The 22,623-nt window shown below is 32.4% G+C and carries 24 protein-coding genes; 8 read left to right on the top strand and 16 right to left on the bottom strand.

Annotated elements, in window-relative coordinates:
• Nucleotides 1-256: 256 nt before the first annotated feature.
• The 12 genes from AC4BB2_RS04085 to AC4BB2_RS04030 all read right to left on the bottom strand — a co-directional run bounded on the left by AC4BB2_RS04085 (nt 257) and on the right by AC4BB2_RS04030 (nt 10,706).
• Nucleotides 257-2,221, bottom strand: coding sequence for a hypothetical protein (locus AC4BB2_RS04085; RefSeq protein ID WP_490474165.1), 1,965 nt, complete (start codon nt 2,219-2,221; stop codon nt 257-259).
• 2 nt (nt 2,222-2,223) lie between these two features.
• Nucleotides 2,224-2,745: a hypothetical protein gene (locus tag AC4BB2_RS04080; protein ID WP_490474164.1), complete on the bottom strand. Its 522-nt coding sequence runs from the start codon at nt 2,743-2,745 to the stop codon at nt 2,224-2,226.
• A gap of 22 nt (nt 2,746-2,767) precedes the next feature.
• Complete coding sequence (locus AC4BB2_RS04075) at nt 2,768-3,301, bottom strand: hypothetical protein (RefSeq protein WP_490474163.1); 534 nt, start codon at nt 3,299-3,301, stop codon at nt 2,768-2,770.
• A 106-nt stretch (nt 3,302-3,407) separates the two neighbouring features.
• Nucleotides 3,408-4,112: a WxL domain-containing protein gene (locus tag AC4BB2_RS04070; RefSeq protein ID WP_490474162.1), complete on the bottom strand. Its 705-nt coding sequence runs from the start codon at nt 4,110-4,112 to the stop codon at nt 3,408-3,410.
• A gap of 306 nt (nt 4,113-4,418) precedes the next feature.
• On the bottom strand, nt 4,419-4,691 hold the full coding sequence (locus AC4BB2_RS04065) for a hypothetical protein (RefSeq protein WP_490474161.1): 273 nt from the start codon (nt 4,689-4,691) through the stop codon (nt 4,419-4,421).
• Between the two features lie 52 nt (nt 4,692-4,743).
• Nucleotides 4,744-5,841, bottom strand: a complete 1,098-nt coding sequence (locus AC4BB2_RS04060; protein ID WP_490474160.1) for a WxLIP family cell surface protein — start codon at nt 5,839-5,841, stop codon at nt 4,744-4,746.
• 20 nt (nt 5,842-5,861) lie between these two features.
• Complete coding sequence (locus tag AC4BB2_RS04055) at nt 5,862-6,524, bottom strand: hypothetical protein (protein WP_490474159.1); 663 nt, start codon at nt 6,522-6,524, stop codon at nt 5,862-5,864.
• 725 nt (nt 6,525-7,249) lie between these two features.
• The gene (locus AC4BB2_RS04050; RefSeq protein WP_490474158.1) at nt 7,250-7,681 is read right to left on the bottom strand and encodes a hypothetical protein; all 432 of its coding nucleotides are present in this window, start codon (nt 7,679-7,681) and stop codon (nt 7,250-7,252) included.
• A 509-nt stretch (nt 7,682-8,190) separates the two neighbouring features.
• Nucleotides 8,191-8,445 carry a metal-sensitive transcriptional regulator gene (locus tag AC4BB2_RS04045; protein ID WP_490474157.1) on the bottom strand — a complete coding sequence of 85 codons (255 nt, stop codon included), beginning with the start codon at nt 8,443-8,445 and terminating at the stop codon, nt 8,191-8,193.
• On the bottom strand, nt 8,435-8,740 hold the full coding sequence (locus AC4BB2_RS04040; protein ID WP_490474156.1) for a rhodanese-like domain-containing protein: 306 nt from the start codon (nt 8,738-8,740) through the stop codon (nt 8,435-8,437). Before AC4BB2_RS04040 ends, AC4BB2_RS04045 begins: the two co-directional genes overlap by 11 nt.
• Entirely contained in the window at nt 8,740-10,392 is a 1,653-nt protein-coding gene (locus AC4BB2_RS04035) for an FAD-dependent oxidoreductase (protein ID WP_490474155.1), read from the bottom strand. The genes AC4BB2_RS04040 and AC4BB2_RS04035 overlap by 1 nt, the downstream gene beginning before the upstream one ends.
• The gene (locus tag AC4BB2_RS04030) at nt 10,392-10,706 is read right to left on the bottom strand and encodes a rhodanese-like domain-containing protein (RefSeq protein WP_490474154.1); all 315 of its coding nucleotides are present in this window, start codon (nt 10,704-10,706) and stop codon (nt 10,392-10,394) included. Before AC4BB2_RS04030 ends, AC4BB2_RS04035 begins: the two co-directional genes overlap by 1 nt.
• 317 nt (nt 10,707-11,023) lie before the next feature.
• Here AC4BB2_RS04030 and AC4BB2_RS04025 point away from each other — a divergent pair, with 317 nt between their 5' ends.
• The 5 genes from AC4BB2_RS04025 to AC4BB2_RS04005 all read left to right on the top strand — a co-directional run bounded on the left by AC4BB2_RS04025 (nt 11,024) and on the right by AC4BB2_RS04005 (nt 16,866).
• Nucleotides 11,024-11,593 (top strand): glycoside hydrolase family 73 protein, encoded by a 570-nt coding sequence (locus tag AC4BB2_RS04025; RefSeq protein WP_490474153.1) that lies wholly within the window; start codon nt 11,024-11,026, stop codon nt 11,591-11,593.
• 66 nt (nt 11,594-11,659) lie between these two features.
• The gene (locus AC4BB2_RS04020; protein ID WP_490474152.1) at nt 11,660-12,286 is read left to right on the top strand and encodes a hypothetical protein; all 627 of its coding nucleotides are present in this window, start codon (nt 11,660-11,662) and stop codon (nt 12,284-12,286) included.
• Nucleotides 12,287-12,301: 15 nt separating this feature from the next.
• Nucleotides 12,302-12,946, top strand: a complete 645-nt coding sequence (locus tag AC4BB2_RS04015) for a response regulator transcription factor (RefSeq protein ID WP_490474151.1) — start codon at nt 12,302-12,304, stop codon at nt 12,944-12,946.
• Entirely contained in the window at nt 12,930-14,324 is a 1,395-nt protein-coding gene (locus AC4BB2_RS04010; protein ID WP_490474150.1) for a sensor histidine kinase, read from the top strand. Before AC4BB2_RS04015 ends, AC4BB2_RS04010 begins: the two co-directional genes overlap by 17 nt.
• Nucleotides 14,325-14,529: 205 nt before the next feature.
• Nucleotides 14,530-16,866 (top strand): glycoside hydrolase, encoded by a 2,337-nt coding sequence (locus tag AC4BB2_RS04005; RefSeq protein WP_490474149.1) that lies wholly within the window; start codon nt 14,530-14,532, stop codon nt 16,864-16,866.
• 48 nt (nt 16,867-16,914) lie between these two features.
• On the opposite strand, the gene AC4BB2_RS04000 is transcribed toward AC4BB2_RS04005, so the two are convergent.
• The 4 genes from AC4BB2_RS04000 to AC4BB2_RS03985 all read right to left on the bottom strand — a co-directional run bounded on the left by AC4BB2_RS04000 (nt 16,915) and on the right by AC4BB2_RS03985 (nt 19,652).
• Nucleotides 16,915-17,997, bottom strand: coding sequence for an endonuclease/exonuclease/phosphatase family protein (locus AC4BB2_RS04000; protein WP_490474148.1), 1,083 nt, complete (start codon nt 17,995-17,997; stop codon nt 16,915-16,917).
• Nucleotides 17,998-18,012: 15 nt separating this feature from the next.
• The gene (locus tag AC4BB2_RS03995) at nt 18,013-18,486 is read right to left on the bottom strand and encodes a hypothetical protein (RefSeq protein WP_490474147.1); all 474 of its coding nucleotides are present in this window, start codon (nt 18,484-18,486) and stop codon (nt 18,013-18,015) included.
• A 199-nt stretch (nt 18,487-18,685) separates the two neighbouring features.
• Nucleotides 18,686-19,234, bottom strand: a complete 549-nt coding sequence (locus AC4BB2_RS03990; RefSeq protein ID WP_490474146.1) for a DUF1697 domain-containing protein — start codon at nt 19,232-19,234, stop codon at nt 18,686-18,688.
• A 22-nt stretch (nt 19,235-19,256) separates the two neighbouring features.
• Nucleotides 19,257-19,652 (bottom strand): Lrp/AsnC family transcriptional regulator, encoded by a 396-nt coding sequence (locus tag AC4BB2_RS03985; protein WP_490474145.1) that lies wholly within the window; start codon nt 19,650-19,652, stop codon nt 19,257-19,259.
• 117 nt (nt 19,653-19,769) lie between these two features.
• Between AC4BB2_RS03985 and AC4BB2_RS03980 the strand changes: the two genes are divergently transcribed.
• The 3 genes from AC4BB2_RS03980 (at nt 19,770) to AC4BB2_RS03970 (ending at nt 22,574) form a co-directional block, all read left to right on the top strand.
• Complete coding sequence (locus AC4BB2_RS03980; protein WP_490474144.1) at nt 19,770-20,318, top strand: cysteine hydrolase family protein; 549 nt, start codon at nt 19,770-19,772, stop codon at nt 20,316-20,318.
• A 95-nt stretch (nt 20,319-20,413) separates the two neighbouring features.
• Complete coding sequence (locus AC4BB2_RS03975) at nt 20,414-20,785, top strand: iron chaperone (protein ID WP_490474143.1); 372 nt, start codon at nt 20,414-20,416, stop codon at nt 20,783-20,785.
• A 1,417-nt stretch (nt 20,786-22,202) separates the two neighbouring features.
• Nucleotides 22,203-22,574: a MerR family transcriptional regulator gene (locus AC4BB2_RS03970; protein ID WP_490474142.1), complete on the top strand. Its 372-nt coding sequence runs from the start codon at nt 22,203-22,205 to the stop codon at nt 22,572-22,574.
• Nucleotides 22,575-22,623 lie beyond the last annotated feature (49 nt).

The following is a 22,623-nucleotide window of genomic DNA, read 5'->3' as shown; positions in this document are numbered from 1 at the left end:
TATTATAGCATAATTTATTCGCCTATTAACAAAAACGCAATGGATTGGTAAAAAAATACGATGATTTGTTTATTTTCCTTCAAAGAAGATATTATCTTAAGAGAAAAAAATAAGACTGGGGTATAACTCTTTGAGTTACATCCAGTCTTATGGAATTCAGTTAAACGATAGGAATGCCGGAATACCAGCAACTCCTTCTTATTTCATTTTACTGAAATATGAGTACACCACTTTGTTCATAGGTATGCTAATACTTTTATTTTTGAACTTCAAAGGATACTTGCATTGCACCTTTATATATAGCAATCTGACTAAAATTTTTTTTCTCTGTTTTAAGAAAATAGTTATAAGTATTATTTTTTTGATCTAATTTTGTCAACATTTCTGTTGGTTTTAATTTAGAGTTATCTTGTTTATAGACATCTAGGTTGACCGTTTTCTGATTATTATTTGTCAAAATTATCTCATTATTTGTATAGACTAAAATAGAATTGTTCGTAGTACCGGTATATTTAATCGTTCCTTTTCCTAAAACCATTTTCCCATTATCTTGTAATTCTATTTTTTCAGGAATCGTTATAAAATCTAACGTATTGTCTACAACGGTAACTGGAACATCTATTTTGCTCGATACAGCTGTTAATTGACTTTTTAACAATATAGATACACTCGTTTGTCCAGGTACATCAAAAACTTTAGAAGAAGAAAAGGAAATCTCTATTGTATCAAAGCTAAGCATACTAATGATGTTTGAAACAAAAGACTTAGGGTCTAGCTTATCCGTGGAAGTCCCCTTATTTATCGTTTGATTCACTGGTGTTGCTTTTGGGGGATGCATTGCAACTTGTGAGAAATCAACACTTGAATCACTAGTTGGATTGTTTCCTACAACCTTATTTTCAGCAACTATTGGTAAACTAAATTCTTGCGTATCTTTGTCATAAAAGTTCATGATACTTTTATCACTAGTATTCAAAGGATAATTAAAATCAATCCACAATACTGCTTCTGGTATCCTGATCATAAACGATGTAGCTACTAATAGGCGATATTTTCCATTTCCAAGTAGAATTGGGCCAATGATGTCAGAATCATTGGTATAGTCTTTATTATCTATTAAATTTGTAATAGTCAGATTTTTTTTAGTTATATCACTCTTGTTTCCATATACTCTAAAGTCAATAAACACTGATGAAGTTGCTTCTCTTAAGTTTTGGAGAATTGTCCCTTTTAAGTTGGAATCACTATTATTTTTATCTCCAAAAACTATTGGTGGTTGAATTTTTTCTGTTCCAGGTGTCCCTTCTTCACCAGGATCTCCTCCTCCTGGGTTGCCTTCTTCTCCTGGGTTGCCTTCTCCTCCTGGTTTCCCTTCTTCTCCTGGTTTCCCTTCTTCTCCTGGTTTCCCATCTTCTGTTTCAACTATTGTTTTTTCATCCGCAGGAAAAAGATCTATAATAGCGTTCTGATTCGTTTGTACTCCAATAGTAAACGATGAGTCTTTTAACCCTGTATAAAATAAATTGGCTTTCAGTTGCCTACCTCTTAATTTGTTGTTTGATGTTTTTATATCAATAACTGTTGCCATCGCTACGGTGTCGACTCCATCAAACTCTCTACTATTTACAATAATATTTTGGAGATTATTACTAGTAACATTGTATGTCGATACATTATCAGAACCTCCTCCCGCAACAAATGGTGATGGAATAATAAGCGGAACATCTTCTGGAAGATTTGTACCATCATCGTCCATAATAAGCGTTACCTTAAGCTGAATCCTTGATGTGTTATTCCCTATACGCGCAGAAATGCTCAGTGAATTTCTGAAATACTCAAACCCCGTTTGAAAAGAAGTATAGGTAGTCACCACTTTTGCATTGATTTGTCTTCCTTTATAATAGCCTACTTTTTTCACCAATGCATGGTCCCCTTTATCCAGACCGTTGGGTTCGCTTTTGTTAGGATCACTATTTAAAAGGGTATCTGCTTTTATATCTTTACCTTTATACTTTATAACCACCGCCTTTGAGGTGTCAGCCAAAAGCTTCCCAGATTTATAAACCCCATTTTCATCTACGTATGTAGTTAATTTGAATTCATAAAGTGGGACCGCATCAGCTATTTTGACATTAAAACTCAGACTAGCAAAAACATATATCACTACTATTAAAAAAAATATTTTTCGTTTACTAGCTGTTGATAGAACCTTCCCTTTCAAATTTATTCGTCCCCCTTAACCACATTTAATATGAAGAAAGTATCTGTACCCGAAAGTTTAGTCTGCTCTTTATTTTTAGAATACCCAATCATTTTCAAATAAATTTTATGATTACCGACAGATAGTTTTTTTGGTAGAGGCAAACTCGTTACTGCTTTACCAGGTTCAACTAGTTTAGTAGTCAGAAGAGGAGATTTTTCTTGATCAATAGAGACAATAAACTGGATGTCTGCTTGATTAAATTCAGGGTTTACTAATGTTAAATTCAAATGATTAGCACCTTGTATTACAGTCATGTCTGAATAGACAGGAAACGTTATATGATTTGCTGGTAAATCTTTGGGCGATTCAACTTTATAATTAGTCACTGATGTTTCTGTTGCTAAAGCTTCATCGTTCTTTTCTTGTTTTAATAGAAATAGTAATAAAAGACCCATTATCGCTACTATAGCTATCACTATAGGTATGCTTATTTTATTAAATACACGCTTCTTTTTGTTGCGCATTCTCTTTTTTTTACCCATCATTTCAACCTCCCTTCTTTACTTACTCTATTTTTTCGACATTGTATGTTAATATATCTGAATAAAATCCGACATTTTTGTCTGCTATCGAAGTTGAACCTATAATTGCTTTAACTTCGACCAATGAATGATTTTTATCTAATATACCAATTTCGTGACTTGTATTAGTTAGAATGCTTCCTTTTCCAGAATTATCATATTTAACCATTGTATATCGGATTGTAAAGGGAGAATCCTCTTCTTTCAGTAGATAACCATTTTTAGAAGCCACACTAACTTTTGATTTTTTTTCTCCTTTATAATGATTTCCTTGTAAATCATTCATAGAAACCGAGGCATCTATCCTTGTGTGTTCTTTATCAAAAACTAATTCTGCTGGGACAGAAATCATATATTCTGGTTTTTGGGGTGTTTCTGGATCTGTAATTGTTTTTGTATTATTATAAAAAATATTCGTTTCTTTTGTTATTTTTTCTGCAAATAAAGTTTGTGGTGAGCTAATTAGAGTTAAGAAAATTAATAGTACTAGTACTTTTTGTTTTTTTCTTCTTTTCACTAGCGTCTCCTCTTTCTTTGTATGTAATGACTATTGAACGATTTTCAACAGTGACTGTCATCAACTTATATTTTCAATGTAATTCTTTTTTTAGTTTACTATTTTATTAATACGTATTATCTAAACTCCAAGTAACAGTACCATTAAAAGCTTTTCCAGCTGCAACATCACTAGAAGTAACAACTAATTTTGTACTTGAAAGTTTAGTTGCCGCACCACCTTTATAAGTGTCTGCTACTTTTTTAGAAATAACTTGTGTTCCCGTTTGTTTCCCAGCCTCTAAAGAAATTGCAGTACTTGTACCATCACCAATAATAATGTTTGTTTCTGCTGGCAGTTCTTTTAGATTTCCTTCAACAGGATTTGGAGCATAATCATTTTTTAGTGGATCCTCTTTACCAATATCATATGCCTTTGGTTTTTCTAAATTAAACGTAAGTTTTGCAGGTAATTTGACTTTGGAATCGTCTGCAGATACTAAGTCAGATAATGTCGCACTAACTTTCCAACCAGATAACGTTTTATCTGGACGGTCGTCATTAACCACCATATATTGATCGCCTTCAACTGCATTATTATAAGTTGCAACATTTGCAATAGCTTTTTGACTACCAAAATTAAAATTTGATGGTACCCAAGCAATAGCCAAGTTATCTTTATATGGCCCTTGACCTGGTTTATTCGCTCCATCAGTTTTATAGCTGATCCCTACATCAGTTTGCTCATTCCCTACTTCTACTGCATATGCCTGTTCTGTCATCAGTACCAATGATACTGAAAACAACAATGTTGCTATTGCTATTTTTTTCATTTAATAATCACCCTTCTAAAACTATCATTATAAATATTAGTAGGTGCCAGTCACTGTTGAAAATCGTTCACTTTAAAACTAACCCAATAATTGAATTTGCTCTTTTAATAACGCAAAAACATAAATGATTAATCCAATACTGCTTAGCGTTATAAGAAGTAACGAAAAATTCAAAATAAAAGATACTTTATTTATTTTTAGTTTTCTTGTTAAAAATAGGTCTCGTGAAAATGTCACAAGAAAAAAGACTAATGTTATAAAGCTAATACTTCCTAATAAATATATCCATAAATAATTTGTCATAATTCACTCCAATAAGTTTAAGTCATATATTTTTTTTAAATTAATAACCCCAATAAAAACAATCAATACCGACACTCCTGATAAAAGTAGGATAAACGATAACAACATTTCTCCTGTCTGCGGTAGCAATCTTGAATCCATCTTCAAAGCTTCAACTGGTTGATAAATTAAGTCTTTTGGATTAGTTGATTGTTGCGTGTTTTGTTGAAAAGAAATACCTGCATCTGTTTTTTTATTTGATGATGCTTCGACTCTTTTGAAAAATACATTCATCATTATAAGTAAGGTACTTATTATAAATAATACACAGAATATTTGTTTCAAATTGTCACCAACTTTCCATCCGTGCGTTTCTCGATTGCTTTCTCTTTTTATTTTTTCTTTTCATAATTTTTAAATCTTTCCATCTATTTTCCCAGCGTCTTCTTCTAACGAGTAAGATCATAATAATTGTCCCTGTTACTATAAATAATACAATGGTAATTATCTTTACCCAGGTAGGGGTAACAAGCTTAAATTCACTTTCATTGTTGATCTTTTTTGCTTGTGCGTTACTAATTTTGAATTCTTTGGAAAAGTGCCAGTCATAAAAATCATTTTTAGCATCCATGGACAATGTGTATACTCCTGAAGGCAATTGTTCGATTCCCCAATCCATTTCAAAATCAAAATTGCTGTTTGGTGCCATAGAATAGTTATTAACACTTTTTTTCTTAACGACTTCATCACTGCCACTTTTTTTTACAGTAGCAATAATTTCTAGGTTTTCCATAATTTTGGGTTCTGAATTTTGAAGATTTGCTAAAACCATTTTCTTCCCCCGTTTTATTGAAGCTTTCACATCTTTTAAAAATAGTTTTTGTGAATTATTGAATTCATCTCCTGATTCGGACAAGATCACACCAATTCGATAAGAAAATTGTGTTGAAACCCCAGATTTATTTTTATTGTCGTTTATAGCAAAAACAAGGGCACCCATTTTTACCCCATCATATGTTTTTTTAGGTGGAGTTAATCGAAACTTAACAATTTTTTCCTCAAAATTTTCTATCGTTAGGGTAGGCGTTTCAATTTGTATTAGCGAAGAGACAGGGTCATGCAAAGACTCATCTTTTTTAGCATCACTATCTGCGTATTCAATAGTTCCCCCTTCCCCTGTAATAGCATCAGTCGAAAAGATGTTTAACTTAACTGGTTCTTTTCGAGTACTTTTCACTTTCACTTCCAACGTTTGCTCTTGCCCTGGTACTGTTTGTAAATAAAAATAGCTTTTTTCTGGATCAATCTGAGAATTCGGTTTAACAGTTGATACCAGATACCCTAGATTATTATCATCATTAGCTGCTAAGCTAACTTCAGAAAAAACAGTTATTGTTACAAAAAATAAGATACAGAACATAGATAGACGAATACTTATCTTTTTCATCAAAAACCTAACACTCCTTATTAATTTTTTTTATCTTTAGATTTAATCGTAATATTGACGTAATAGTGTTGATTCTTTTGGCATTGATCTATTATTAAACGAAATCCTTTTACTTCAAATTGTTCACTCCAATATTCTGAAAATTTCTGTACATATTTCGATATTTCTTTTTCCGTCTTATAAGGTCCTAAAGTCTTAATAATATCCCCATCCTTATATACATCTTCGTCTTCTTCTATATACTTTCTATTAGTAATAGCATAAGTCACATAAACTATCGTGAACGCAAATATGGTAATCACCAGGAAATATGCCCATAATTTAGTCGACAAGACTATTACTAAGGTACTAATATATATACTGGCGAATACCATCAAACTGTATTTACAAATTTTCTTCATTTTGATTTCTTTTTTCGTTTTTAGATAAAAAAATAGCATTAAAAATAAATTTAGCACGATTAAGATAAAACCTGTTGATAAATAAAACAGTAGCTCTTTTAAATAATAGTTTGTAATAAAAATGAGCTGTATTATCAAACGTGCTTTCTTATCTACAAAAAATAATGCTTCATCATAGAATACTAGGAATCTATTAAGATAAATAACCCATCCACACAAAATCGCCAGTTCACTCAAATAAATTGATTTGTACTTTACAAGTACTTTTTTTACATTATTCATAAACAAATTGCCTATCATCCTTTTCCTTTTATAGTAAACATACTCTGTATTCGTTTCTCAGCTCTCTCGTCCAGAATACTTTCTGTATGCTACCTTTTATTACAATTTCCCAAAATATAAAACTGCTTATTTTTTTAATTTTGTTATCTATATGTTTTAATTTATATTTCTCCTTTTTTTAAAATTATTGATTGTCATCTACCAATGATACTTTCATTTCAATCTTATGTCAACGTTTTATTTCATTTTATTCACATTTAAATTTAATTTATATTTTTATTTAATTTAAATCTACTTACAGATGTGTGTAATCTATATTTAAGTGAAATTAAACAAAAAAATAAAAATAATATATTGTTGATATATTTAAATATTTCTTTTTATCACAAAAAGTATTCTAGTCTGATTTTTTCAGAAAGATAGCATTAATTAAAATTAAGAAAAATACAAAGAATAAGCTTATCTTTTATTAATGTTACAACATACTAGCATCGCCTTATTCTAATAAACATTTGAGATGTTTAAATATCTATATTAAGAACACTGAAGAACACAGCTTATGACTTTCTAAAGTTATACAATGTTAAGTTGAGGATAAAACTATGTTTCAGCATGTTGCTTTTTCAACCAAATAAAAAAAACCTAGAGGATTTCCTCTAGGGTAAATACTATTCACTTTAAATACTTGAATTCCACCAACATTATTTGATAAGAACCGTTGTTCCTTAAACTGATTTATTGAATTGTTCTTTACAAGTTGAACAGGTCACTTTTATTTTGCCTTTTCCTTTAGGTGCCCGCAATTGTTGTTTACAATTTGGACATTTAAAAAAGGTATAGATTTTACGTGCTTTGACTCTTTCTTTTACAGTGTGAAATTTCTTTTTCAACTGCTGTGTCTTGACTATATAGCGTGTATTTTCATTGGAACGTGGATAAATTCTTTTAGAGAAAAAACGATAATTCATCCATAGTAAAAGTAACGCCGCAAGCCAAAACGCAATCGATGTCGGTAAAAATAGATTTAGCAATAATAAGATCAGACTTACCTTCATCAAAGTATTGTTTAATTGATCCATTTGCGCATATCTTCCTACCAATAATTTTTGAACCTTTGCATTCCAGCGAAGTAATCGTTCAAGCCAAATTTGTCCCATATGATCCCTCTTTTCTTTGCTATTATCTCAATCAATAGTCATTGTTTCAATAGGTTTAGTAAAAAAATATAGTCGCTTTAGCCTTATTATGCAAACTAAGATAATGTATAATGTAAAACAATCTGGATAGACTACCCATTGTCTTTAAAATCCAACACTAATTTACTATATTCACCAACAAAATCATAGTGATAGGAACCATTTAAGTTTTGTAACTCTCCATCGCTTTTAATAATTCGAGTTATCAGTGAAAAAGCAACAATTTTTAGTATTCCTAAGGAGTTGTTTTTAAAAATATTAAACGATAAACCTGTTTATTATGAGTTATTGCTCGCTAATTTTGCTGAATTCCAAGGATTTGGAAAAAACCGTTAAAAATATCAACACTGAACACATTATTGATATTTTAAATGGTACTATATTTGAAGAATAGACAACTGTTATTCAGTATATAAAATAAGAGATAACCTCACAGATAGACGTTATCTCTAATTATCTCTTATTTTATATTATCTTGTCTTTACAATCATTTCTAGTGCTTTTGCCATGTCTTCACCTGCGAGATCGACATCTTTATCTTCCATACACTGTTTCAGATTTTCAGTCACTACAAGACCGATGACTTTATCAATACTAGAACGAACTGCCATTAATTGAGTAACGACTTCCCGACAGTCTTTACCGTCTTCCATCATTTTTAAAATCCCACGAATTTGCCCTTCAGAACGTTTTAATCGATTGGCTAATTTAGGATCACAAGCCATCAACAACCTCTCCTCTCCAAGCGGACATGCCGCCCATCACATTAGTTACATCATAACCTAATGAGGCAAAATATTCACTAGCCATTTGTGAGCGTCCGCCAGAAAGACAAATAATATAATAATGTTGTCCCTTATCAAGCGACTCTGCTGTCTCCTGTAGCGTACTCAAAGGCATGCTTTTCGCCCCTTTGATATGTCCAGAACGATATTCGTCATCTTCACGTACATCTATAATTGCTAAGTCATTTCTTTTTTCTAATTGTTCAAATTCATCGATCATGGTTGATTTATACATTATTTAATAACCTCCTGAGGGTAAATTGTACTATATATTTGAAAAGCACCATCTAAATTTTTAACGGTAAACCCATTGTTTTTCAAAATCCGTTCAGCTAAGTAGCTACGTTGCCCACTTTGACAACTAACAATGATTTCTTTATCTGTTGGTAATTCCGTCAAGCGAGCTCTTAATTCATCCAACGGAATATTCTCAGCATGAGGTAATGCGCCATTGTTCTTTAACTCACCTGGATTTCTTACATCAAGTAGATAAGCACCTTTTTCCAAAGCATCTTTCAATTCATAATATTGAATATTATCAGAAAAACCTTCAATAATATTTGCAGCAGCATAGCCAATCATATTAACAGGATCTTTCGCTGAACCAAAAGGTGGTGCATAAGTAAATTCTAGTTCAGGTAAATCCATAACTGTCAGCCCTGCTTTGATTGAAGTAGCAATAATATCGATTCGTTTGTCTACGCCATCAGCTCCAATTGCTTGCGCTCCATAAATTTTACCAGTTGTAGGATGAAATAGAAGTTTCATTATGATAGGATGACTTCCTGGAAAATACCCTGCATGGCTCTTAGACGTTGTATGAACAGCTTTATATTCTAGATTACTATTACGCAACTGGCGTTCACTCAACCCTGTGCTGGCTGCAGCAAGATCAAATACTCGAACGATTGCGGTTCCAATGCTACCTTGATTTTTTCTAGAAACACCTGCAATCACATCTGCTACTTGTCTTCCTTGACGATTCGCTGGTGATGCAAGTGAAATCATAGCATCCTCTCCGGTGATTTGCTGTTTTACAACAATAGCATCTCCAACAGCATATACGTCAGGATCATTGGTTTGGTAGGATTGATTGACTAAGATACCCTCTCGCAAACCAGTTTCTATCCCTGCATCGACCGCTAGATTACTTGACGGCTTAACTCCTATTGATAAGATTGTAAAATCACTTGTAATTGTTTCTCCAGAGCTTAATTCGATTTTTTTACCTGATTCTTTAAAAGCAGTTGCTCCTGCACCTGTGTAAACAGTGATTCCCTTTTGCTTCAATTCTTTTTCAACAAAAGCGGCCATCTCCTCATCTAAAGGTGGTAAAATTTGTGGTGCTGCTTCAACTAGAGTGACATCAATGTCTAGATGTTGTAAGTTTTCCGCCATTTCCAAACCGATAAATCCTGCACCAATCACGACTGCTTTTTTAGGTTGTTCCTTTTTCACTGCATCGACAATTTTGTCAACATCTGGAACATTTCTTAACGTATAAACATTTGTTGCTTCGGCTAAACCTTCAATTGCTGGAACAACTGGTTCTGCTCCTGGAGAAAGAATCAATTTATCATAACTGATTTCTTCTTCTTTACCTTTTGAATGTGTCAAAACAGTTTTATTTTGTCGATCAATTTTGATTGCTTCTGTTTCTGGATAAACATTGATATTAAATCTTTTTTTCAATTGTTCTGGTGTTTGTAAAATCAATTCTGAGCGTTCGCTGATTTCTCCAGATACATAGTAGGGTAACCCGCAATTTGCAAAAGAAACATAGGGTCCTTTTTCTAAAACAATGATTTCAATCTCTTCAGATAATCTTCTTAATCTTGTAGCAGCTGACATTCCTCCTGCTACACCACCAATAATTACTACACGCATTATAGTTTTCCTCCTCTGATATCTCCACGCCAAGCATTCATTCCACCCTTGACATTAATTGCATCGATCCCTTTATTTTTTAATTGTTTGACTGCTTGACGACTTCTCATACCTGATTGACAAATCACATATACAGAACCTTTGTCTTTTGTGGTATAAGAAACCACTTTACTTAGGGGTATATTCTTTGCTCCAGGTATATGACCTGATGAAAATTCGACTTTTTCTCGAACATCAATAACTTCTGGTTTTGATACTAACTTTTTCTGAAGTTCACTTGTATTAATAGAATTTCCTTTAAAAAACGAAAACATAACATCCTCCTTTATACCCATAGGGGTATCTTCAAAAATAATCATAAATGATTTTTTCCGAGTTGTAAAGAAGTTTGTTTCACTTTTTTTATTTCAAAAAAAAAGATTATTTTTGTTTGTTTTTAATCAAAATGAATCATTTCTTACTAAAACCCAATAAATATTAACTTAGTTGGCATATTTTTGTAACATTAGACCTCTATACTGAATTTAGTTACTTAAATAGAACGCTAGACGAATTTCGTCAGCTCTTGGGTAATAAAGGAGAAAAGAGCTGATTTATATGTAGCTCACCAATAAGAAAAGAGGTTATTATTATGAATCAAGCAGTCCTTAAAAAACAAAATATCTTCCCCATTTTATTAATTCTGATTCTTTCATTTGCTAGCATTCTTCTTATGTTTAATAAAGAAGAGCAACCAATCCAAGATGAAACAATTGCATACCAACAAAATTTTATTGATGACATAGCATCTGAAGCTAAACTTTTACAAAAACAAACGAGCTTATTTGCAAGTATCACCATTGCTCAAGCAATCTTGGAATCTGACTGGGGACGCAGTGATTTAGCAGTGGAAGCAAAAAATTTATTTGGTATTAAAGGTGCTTATAATGATCAGTCAAGCATTATGCCAACAGATGAATTTATCAACGGTGAACGAATTACAATAGATGATTCCTTTAAAAAATATAATACGATTCAAGAATCTATGATTGATCATATGGAGTTTTTAAAAGGTGGAACCTATGACGCTATTAAAACTAGTAAAAATTATCGAGAAGCAGCCATTGCCCTACAGAATGGCGGTTATGCAACCGATCCAGATTATGCAACAAAACTGATTGAATTGATTGAAGAATTTAAACTAGACAGATATGATAATTAGTAAAAACAAATCGAAAGACTTTCTCATATTAACCTGTTATTCTTAAATCTAGAAAGGCTTATTCTTATGTATAAGTTATATTATATTTTAAAAGATAGTGGCGTTTACCTGCTTAGAAATAAGACTACCTTCTTTTTAAGAAGTATTTTCGCTTTGCTATATACCCTTACCTTAAGAACTTTTCTTCATGCCTGGATTTTTTCAGTAAAGTTTGAAGCTGTAGAAAAACAAAAAGCGATAGAGCAGAAAACTTCACTGGAATCAATTGTTCAAACAAATTCCAGTGATCATTTAATTACCTTAGTGGTCAGTTTAAAAATCGGCTTCATTATTTTTAGTGTTGGTCTATTTTTATTTGGCATCGCTTATCTCTTTATCCATTTTCAGAATATTTTATTATTGGAGAAAAAAGAATTAATTACGAAAAAAATGTTAGGAAGCTCAACCATAGGGGTAACTAGTGAACTGTTTTTTGACTCAGTTTTACTAATTGTCCCAGGAATTATTCTAGGAATAATCACAGCTAGCTGTCTTTATACAAAATTTTTCTACTCTTCTAACTCTTGGCTGAAAACTATTTTAAATCAGCCAAGTTATCTTTTTTTACACGTAGATATACCTTTGATTGGGCTATTTTCACTTCTATTTGGTTGCCTATTTCTTTATCTAAAACACAAAATATCAAATCTTTAAAAGGAGTTTTTAACATTGAACATTTTAGTTGCCGATGACAGTCCAGAAATGGTGCAAATTGTTAGTGCGTATTTAAAAAAAGCTGGTTTTACTGTCTTCACTGCTCTAGATGGTGAGCAAGCCTTGGATGTTTTTTATCAAGAAAAGTTAGACTTAGCCATCATTGACTGGATGATGCCAAACGTTGATGGCATCGAAGTTATCAAAACAATTAAAGCTGAAAGTTCTCTAAAAATCTTGATGCTTACAGCTAAAACAACTGGTGAAGATGAGTTTCTTTCCTTATCCAGTGGTGCAGATGACTATATTACTAAGCCGTTTCATCCGCAAGTACTATTATTACGTGTCAAAAAATTGCTTGGCTTAACTCATTCTTTTTACGTAAAGAGCTTGCTGGTTGATCCCAGTAATTTAAAAGTCTGGAAAGAGGAACAAATGTTAGATCTCACGAAAAAAGAATTTGATTTGCTCATGATGTTGGTGAACAATCGCGGCAATATTTTGACAAGAGAACAACTTTTGATTGGTGTTTGGGGTATGGACTATGATGGAGTCGCTCGAACAGTGGATACACATATTAGAAGACTTCGTGAAAAAGTTGGCGATGAGATCATCACAACAAAAAGAGGAGTGGGCTATCTCATTGAAAAAGAAAACTAGAAAAATCAGTACAACACTTACCTTAACCTTTTCATTAATCATTATTGGCAGCTTTGTTGTCATGTTTGTGTTAAATAGTCTGATAGTCCCACAATACTATTTTTCAAAAATGGAGCATAAGGTTTCCTCCGTTATGATGGACATTCAACAATCTGATCATTCTGAAACACAACTAGCGGAACTAGAAGAGAACAATCAAGTCACTATTGTCACACGAAATCTAGATGAGACATCACTTGATGACTTCAATGAAGCTCTGAATGTAGAATTAAATCGAAAAAAAGTGGCATTAAATCGTTTTTGGATCACTCAGGAAACGCTGAACCAATTACAAAATAGTTCTCAATCGGTTCAACGAAACTTTGATCAAGGAAAGCAAAAATCCAGTTTCTTAGTTAAAATGCAAATAATTGATAATACTTTTTATTTAATTGGTGTCTCTACTGTGAACTTTTCAGAAACAGCTAATTTGATCAATACGTTTAATTTTATTTCTCTAAGTATTACTTTATTGTTGATTATCATTTTGATTTACATCTCCGTTCGAAAAATCACCGATCCTTTAGTTAATTTAAAAAAAGTTGCTGAAGAAATCACAGCACTGACATTTGTGACAACAGATGATATTCCAGCTAATGAAATTGGTGAATTGGCTCTTAGCATTAATAAAATGAGCTATGCCTTGGCAGCTTATCAAAAAAACTTGCTCGCTAAAAATGAGCAACTCAAACAATTTACAGCAGATTTGACTCACGAATTAAAAACCCCCATTGCCTTGATTAAAGCTTATAGTTCTGGAATTGAAGATGGCTTAGATGATGGGACATATCTAGAGGTTATTTTACAGCAAACCCAGCGATTAAATGATATCGTAGACCAAATGTTAGATTATGCGAAATTAGAACAACAACAGCCCATTAATAGAGTTCCTATCCAATTATCTGATTCTTGGCATCAAACAGTCATTGAGCTTACACCAACAATGGAAAAAGAAGACATTTTATTATTAGAGGCAGATGCAGACAAACCTCTTTCACTGATTGAAGCTGATCCTATTTTGATCAGAAGGGTTTTTGAGAATTTATTGACCAATGGACTTAAATATACCACTGACAAAGAAATTCAAGTCAGTTGGCGGGAAACTAATGAATTCATTGAATTTTCTATTAGTAATCAAACCTCCTTAGCATCAGATTTTGATGTGAATAAACTTTGGGAAGCTTTTTATGTTCATGAAAAATCGCGAAATAAAAATTTATCAGGAACTGGTTTAGGTTTATCTATCGTTCAATCGATTATGGATGAACATGGTTTTACGATTGAAGCACGATTGGTTCATAAAACGTTGATCTTTATTTTACATTTTTATAAAGCCTAATAAACAAGCGCGCATTTGCGCTTGTTTTTTTATTTTGACATTTTTCTGTAACAAAAGCTTGTTAAGATCAACTTGTATTCATTAGTTGTATGGGTTGCTTCTAGAAACTAAAATAGTGATAAAAAGCGCATCATTTATTTTTTTATTGGAGCTAAGCAATCCACTACGCTTTTGTATTATCTAGCTTTTAAATTAGGAGGGAATCATGAAAAAATTTACTACTTACTTAAGTTTGGCTGCTGTTGTACTTTCTTTATCCGCTTGCAGCTTTACTCAGACAAAAGCAACAAGCGAATCAGAGAGTTTAATAGCTAACAAAGAAATGGAAAAAAATAAGACTTATGCAAAAACCGATTTTTCTTTCGAGGTTGATCCTCAAACTTTTGCTATTTCTATTACTGAAAATGGGGAAAAAGAAACAATTGCGCAACCTCAAGAATCAAAAGAAATCACTGATTTAAAACAAAGTAAAAAAGAAATCAGTTGGACGTATCCTACTGAACAAATCAGCGTTCATTTAAAAAAAGAAAACAATCATCTGGCAGTGTCTCTTACAAGTTTATCTGATGAAGATACAACATTTGCATGGCCAAAATTAGACGCAAAAAACTATATTTTACCTATAGCCGAAGGTAAAACAATTCCCAACGATCAAAAAGAATGGTTAGCTTACTTTAAGCAAAATGAAGAATTGTCCATGAGTGAAGCTTTTTCAATGAGCTTTTTCACAACAAATCAAAAAACATTTGCGACAACTTTTGTCATGGATAATACATTCAATAGTGACATGTTAACAAATACAGAACCTCACCTTACTCTAGAAGCAAGTCATAATTTTATCGGATTCGACAAAAATAAAACGTTGAATTACCGACTATACGTGACGGATAATGATCCTGTCGCTATCGCTAAAACATATCAAATGGATCGCATCAATTTAGGTGAATTCAAAACATTAGATGAAAAAGAAAAAGAAAATCCAGAAATCAAAAAAATGCGTGGCGCTCTCCAAGTTTATTATTGGAACAGCCGTATTTTAACACTGGAAGATATCAAGTGGGGCAAACTTCCACAAATGATAGACGAACCTATTTTCCAATGGATTGGTGAATTATTAGAACAATATGGTGAAGATGGTTCTGAGGAATATCTTAAAGCCATAGAAGCATTTAGAAATAACGAAGGCTATAAATTTGAAAAGAATACATTCTTAACATCTATCAACTATGTTTTACTTTATCCGCAATTTTATAATAAAGATATATTTAAAAACCCCGATGCACAAGCTCAAAAATTAATTGATAAAGGCATCGATAAACTAAGTGAACAGGACCGTTACACTCTTAATAAACATCTACTAGCAGGTGTTATTGGCGATTTAACACCACCTCTTGAGCAATGGGGACAAGCAAGTTCTTCTGATGTCTTCAAAGACATGAAAAAATCCGGCGTAGAAAATGCATGGATTGGCTTACCAAACTGGGCTAATGGATTAATGAATCCAGAAATGGTTAAAACAGCCGCTGATGAAGGCTATTTAATTGGCCCTTATGATTCTTATCAATCGATTCAAGAAAATGCTAGTATCGACTGGAATACAGCCTCTTTCCCTAACAAAGACCTCTATGAAAATGCCACGGTAGCCAAGAAAAATGGTGAAAAAGTTGCAGGTTTCTTAGGTAAAGGTCGTAAATTAAATCCAACGCTAATTTTCCCAGATGTAGAAGAACGTTTTACAGGAATCATGCAAAATAAAATTCCTTTTAATTCGTGGTTCTTAGATACCGATGCAGCTGGTGAAATTTATAACGACTATAGCCCTGAACATTTAACTTCTCAAAGTGAAGATGTCGCTGGACGTTTAAAACGGATGGATTATTTTAACCAAAACGGTCTAGTTGTCGGTTCTGAAGGTGGGAATGACTTTGCTTCTAAAGATATGGTCTTTGCTCATGGAATCGAAACGCCAGTCATCATGTGGTCAGATCCTGATATGCGTGAAAATAAAGAAAGTGAATACTATGTAGGAAGCTATGCAGCATTAGATGGCGGTATTCCAACTAAATATAAGAAAGTTGTACCAATCAAAGAGGAATACAAAGCAATGTACACTGATCCAGTTTATTCTTTACCTCTTTACAAACTTGTTTACAACCGTTCTGTCATCACTTCACATCAATGGGAGTGGGATAGTTACAAAATCAAAGGACAAGCCAATGAGCGTCGTATGAGAGAGTATCTATATAACACACCGCCAATGATGCACATTGACAAAGCTGCTTGGGAAGAACGTAAACAAGATATTTCTGAAAATGCTAAGATTTGGAGTCCCTTCCAAAAATCAGCCTTACAACATGAAATGACTGATTTTAAAATACTTACTGAAGATCGTTTAGTTCAGAAAACTGAATTTGGTGATAAGTTATCCGTAATCGCCAATTTCTCAGGATCAGATTACGAAGCTGATGGTGTTAAAGTTGCCAGTCACACAGCATTAATTGTAAATGATGGAAAAGAAACGATTGTAAAAACTGAAGGATAAATAATAAAAAAGAAACGAAGCTGTTAATGTTAGCTTCGTTTCTTTTTACTATTTTTTCAACTTAAATGTTAACTCAACTGGGTTATGATCTGAATGTTTAAATTCGGCATTAATCACTTTCCCACTGATATTTTCTACATTATCTGAAAGGATAAACCCATCAATCAAAGCTACGAATGACTCCCCTTCTTGATAAGGTTTATCTAGATTACGAACTGACGGTACTGGTTTTTTCGTTTCCCTAAAAGCTGCAACTTGTAAATTTTCTGGTAGTTCTTTTTTAGGAAAAGGCTGTAGCCAGGTATATTCTTCTGTTGTATCATTCTTAAATGTCTCTGTCGAAGAGTCTAGTAGATCATGATTGAAATCTCCACCGCCAACTACATAGTTTCCTTTTTTATATTCATTTTCCATATGATCAAACAATTTATGGACTTGCTCTTTTTGGATTTTTTGATCTTTGATATATGCAGATAAATGAACGTTATATATCATTAGGTATTTGCCGTTTTCAACTGGAATTTTTGAGACAGTAAACGCGCGATCTAAATCAAAAAATTTATTGAAATTTGTTTCGATTGGTAAGCTGTAACGAGTACTCTCTTCAATTGCTGTATTACTCAACGTGAGAATACCCGATTTCGATTTTCCGATTGGATCTAGAATTGGATACATTAGAAATGCTGAATCATAATTAGTTGCAAATACACTAGAATAGTCATTAAATTGCTGATTGATTTGAGCTACCTCATCCACACTGCGACTACGAGTAGCTTTTTCATCGACTTCTTGGAATAAAGCGAAATCTGGATTGATTTTTTTGGTCGTATCGATCACTCCAGAGATATTTTCGACAACACTTTCTTTACTCACCGCTTTTGACTGCTTGCCACCATCCATGAAAAATGTGTAATCTGGTGTATAAGAACCATAGCCGATATTAAAAGTTGTGATTTTGTATTCTTGATTCGTTAATGCTTGTTTTCCTTTGGCTTTTTGACTGATTTCGACTGGTACATCATCCGCAATTCTGGAATAGCTAAAATAGACATAGCCGACATAAGCTAGAATGATTATGATAAAAATGGCTAGAATGCCGAAAAAGATTTTAATACTTTTTTTTAAATTCATTATTTTCTCAACTTTCTATTGTGTACTTTCCATTCTACAATACGAACAAACTGTTTCATTTGAAGGGATTGGTGCTCCACAAAAATGACAGATTTTATTTCCTATTTTGACCGTTTCTTCTTGTATTACATTAGTATTCTCATTTTTCGTTTCTTTAGGCTTTTCTTTTTGAACATCCTTTGTTACTGCACTCCTAGTTACTTTATTTTTATCCTCAAAAGATTTCTCTTTTTGTTCTGGCTCTCTATAAAAAATGCTTGTGATAGCATCAAAAACACCGATCCAAATAAGTATATCATTATCCCAATCACTAGAAATAACAAACATGAACAGTAAAATACCACCGGAAACAAAATTTCTATTTAATAGTCTAGGAATCCCAGTTGCACCAAGTACTAAAGTAATAAAAAAAGTATTTCTAGGTTTCAGATTATATAATAAACCTGCTCTTTTAATCATAAATAAATTATTTTTAATAAACTGCCACATTTTTATTTTCTCCCAACAAGTTTCCATCTTTTTAACCCAATATTCATTATAAGCATAAAGTCCCTAAGATTCAATATCACATAAAATTAGCTAGAAGATCATTCCATACACAAATGATTTTCCAGCTATTTTGTGATTTCTATTAAACTAACTTTCTGTACTACTAGCTATATCGAGTTACCTCCAAGACAAGCTTTTTTTAATTACTTTTTCGCACTAGTTCCGCAAGCTTATTTACAGTATTGGCATTTCGGATCGTAATTCGACTATACATCTTCGTTCCAACAATTTTTGACCAGCGACTTCTAGAAAATGTTTTGATTGGTGCAGACCAGAAAATAACACGTTCATGATGTGCAACCTTTTCATATTCTGCTTTAGCTTCACCAACAGATGCGATTACTTCTTCCGTTGTCGTTGGTGGGATCACAAAAATAACATTATGTTTTGATTCTTTATCTGTATTCCACCATTCTGGCATGCGCTCTAGTGCTGCCAACAAATCAGTACCTGAAACAATCGTCACTGTGATTTTAAATCCAAATTCAGATTCAATCAGCGATTCACAATCCTGTGTTAATTGTAGAACATCGGTTTCTTCACTATCAAAAATCACATTCCCACTGTTTAAATACGTCACAACATTTGTAAATCCATGTTGTTCAAACCGCTCTTTCAATGTTGCCATCACCACTCGATTTTTTCCACCAACATTGACACCACGCAATAAAGCAATGTATGTTTCCATAGTTTGTTCCCTCCTGCTACGTTTAAGATTTTCTATCACCGATTACCGTTTCCACACTATATCGTGCCCATTTTGACACCTTTTCGATAAACTCAGATAATCCATGAGAATCAAAATGAGCCACAACAAGATAGCACGCTTGACCACTTACCTTATAGAATTCATCAACTTCTTCAAATCCATTCACCGCTTTTTCCAATGCAGAAAACTGATTATTATTCATATAAATACGAATGAACTGTTTTTCATTGTAATTCAAATTGATTGTATAATTTTTAATGATTCCTATTTCTTTTAAACGAATGATTCGTTGTCCCACAGCTTGTCCTGTTAAATGGATTTTTTCACCAATTTCTTTATTTGATAACTTAGAATTTTTTTTCAATAACGTTAAAATCTTTTGATCCAACCAATCCATCTTCTATTTCCTTTCACATTGAAAGTCTTTTACTGATTATTTTTTCATCATGTTCTGTTTCAATTTTCTTATTGCTATTATAATTTATTTTGTAAACTAAATCGAGGAGATGATAAAATGAAACAAGCATTATTGATTATTGATGTACAGAATGATTATTTTAAAGGTGGGAAAATGGAGCTCTACTTACCTACTGAAGCTTTGCAAAGAATCCAACTTTTAGAAGCTCATTTTATTGAACAAAAATTACCGATTATCTATATTCAACACGTCAATCATCAAAAAAGTGCAGACTTCTTTGAAGCAGAAACTCAAGGAGTCAAGTTACATCCAGATTTTAAAGTCAAGGACAACTCATTTATTATCGAAAAGCAATTTCCAAACAGTTTTTTTAAAACAGAGCTAAGTAACTTACTAAATAAACATCACATTGAGCAATTAGTTATCACTGGTATGATGACTCATATGTGTGTAGACTCAACTACACGAGCTGCCGCTGAATTAGGATTACATCCACTATTGATAACTGATGCTACAGCTACAAGAGATCTTACATTTAACGGAAAAACAGTGAAAGCTGAATTTGTTCAACTAGCCTATCTATCTGCATTGAGCAGATTTTCAACTACAATGACGGTCTCAGACTATTTAAATTTGACGAAATAACAGAATACTTTACAACAATCATAAAGCAAATTCTTTCTTCCTTCTAACATTCATATTATAATATGAATGTTAGAAGGAAGAAATGAGGGAGAAAAATGAAAAATATCGATGAATTTATTACAAATATCAGTGAACCCGAACAACGTACACGTCTAGAAGAACTTTTTGACTGGATGAAGGAAAATTATCCTCAACTCAAAGTCGTGATAAAGTGGAATCAGCCTATGTTTACAGATCATGATACGTTTATTATCGCTTATAGCACATCAAAAAAACATATTTCAGTTGCACCTGAGACTGTGACTATTGCAGCATTTAAAGAAGAAATTGAAAAAGCAGGTTATCAACATACGGAGAATATTATCAAAATAGCTTGGGATCAGGAAACTGATTTTTCACTATTAAAAAAAATTATTGATTATAATATACATGAGAAAATGCACTACACAAAGTTTTGGAGAGAGTAGTTTATAAGGAGCCTTAGTCATTTCAAAAAAGTATTATCGATAAGAAGATATTGAAGTGGCAATTCTAGTATAAATATATTATTATCTATACATAGAGTAACATGTATTTATCTTCCCCAAAGATAAAATAAAAATTGATTCCATCTCAATTGAGATGGAATTTTTTTCTATACATACTGTTCTTTCTAGAAGAAAAACTATTTTTTAATATACCGAACAAAAAGTTAAGTTTTTATTTAGAAACAAATGTAGCTATACTTGTAATTATCCTTCATTTTTTTGTTCCTTTCACCATATTTTGACTATTTTGAAAATTTGTATTGACTATACTCCTGTCTTTAAGTTAAGATAATATTACAAAACAAAATAAAAAAAGGCGCCCTGCAGGAGACAGCAAATCATCCCGCAGAGCCCTGTATTATCAGCCAGAACTAATAATACAAGTTGCCTCCGTCAATAGTTCATTGACTACTTCCATTGTACTAAAAGTAAGAAAAGATTTCCAGTCTTTTTGCTTATTCTTTGAAATTAGTTAATACTTATTTACAGAACGCTTCATGGTATTAGTATCTGACTAATATCATTTTTTTGTGTTTTGATTATATTATTAGATAATTAGAGCGAAAAACAAAATAAAAATAGGCACTCTGCGAAAGGACAGCAAATCCAATCACAGAGCCCTGTATCATCAGCCAGAACTGATCATACAAGTTGCCCAAGTCAATGCGCATTGACTTATTCATTTTACCTAAAATTTGTAAGAAATACTAGTGTTTTTTTACATTTTTTAAGTTTCTGGATAATTTAATGATTATTCATTGTACTTTTGCACGGTATTGGTTGGTGACCAATGCCGTTTTTTTCGCTCTTTTTATAAATAGTAAACACCAACATCTCTTTTTTCGAACATACTTTCTAAATTCAGATCTTGGTGTTTACGAGCTGGCATTATTGGAATCAATCAATCACCATACTTTACCTATTCAGTCAAAAAAAGTGTACTATGTCAATGCGTAATAAAATAAACCAGTAATACCAACACAGCTTTCCCTAAATCTATCCACCTGAATACCAAAAAGTAGCGAGCGATTCCTTATAATCCAGTATTAGGTAAGAATCTAGTTAGCCGAAGACTAATTCTTACTTTCTAACAAAAAGTAGTAGTTTTTGCAGAATCTACTATTTCAAACAGCTGTTTATCCTAACATATTCCTTTATTAAATAAAACAACCAACCATTTCTCTAACCCCAGGATACGCAGCTGTTTGTTTTTTTATTACTAATCTTTATTTAAATGTATCTGAAACAAAATCAATGACGATATCATTAGACAATACACTCCGTTTTATTTTGTTTGACTTAAACTCAGCTCTAAGTGGTAAAATAAAGATACATATTTAACTAGGAGGAAACTTTGATGGCCTATAAAATTCATGAATTTTCAAAAATGACTGGTTTAACACCTTATACTTTACGTTTTTACGAAAAAGAAGGTTTGATTACAGTAAAACGAGATCAAAATAATATTCGAATTTATGATGATCGCAATAAGGAATGGATCGATTTTTTCTTGCACCTGAAAAAAACTGGCATGTCGATCGAAGATTTAAAACAATATCTAACTTGGTGGTATCAAGGAAATTCAACGAATCAAAATCGTTTAGATTTACTACAGAAGCAAAAACGACTTGCTTTAGAAGAAATGAAGCAGATTCAACAAGGAATTGATGTATTAGATCATAAAATAGTGGTTTATACGCAAAGAGTAGCGCAAAAAAATCAACATTAAATAAAAAAGCGCTCCTTTATCAGGAAGCGCCTTACTTTTATTGTTTTTC

This window comes from Enterococcus sp. AAFC-DPL-5146 (genome assembly GCF_058216635.1).
Note: the sequence above shows the minus strand (reverse complement) of the source record. Positions and strands in the feature narration are given on the sequence as shown.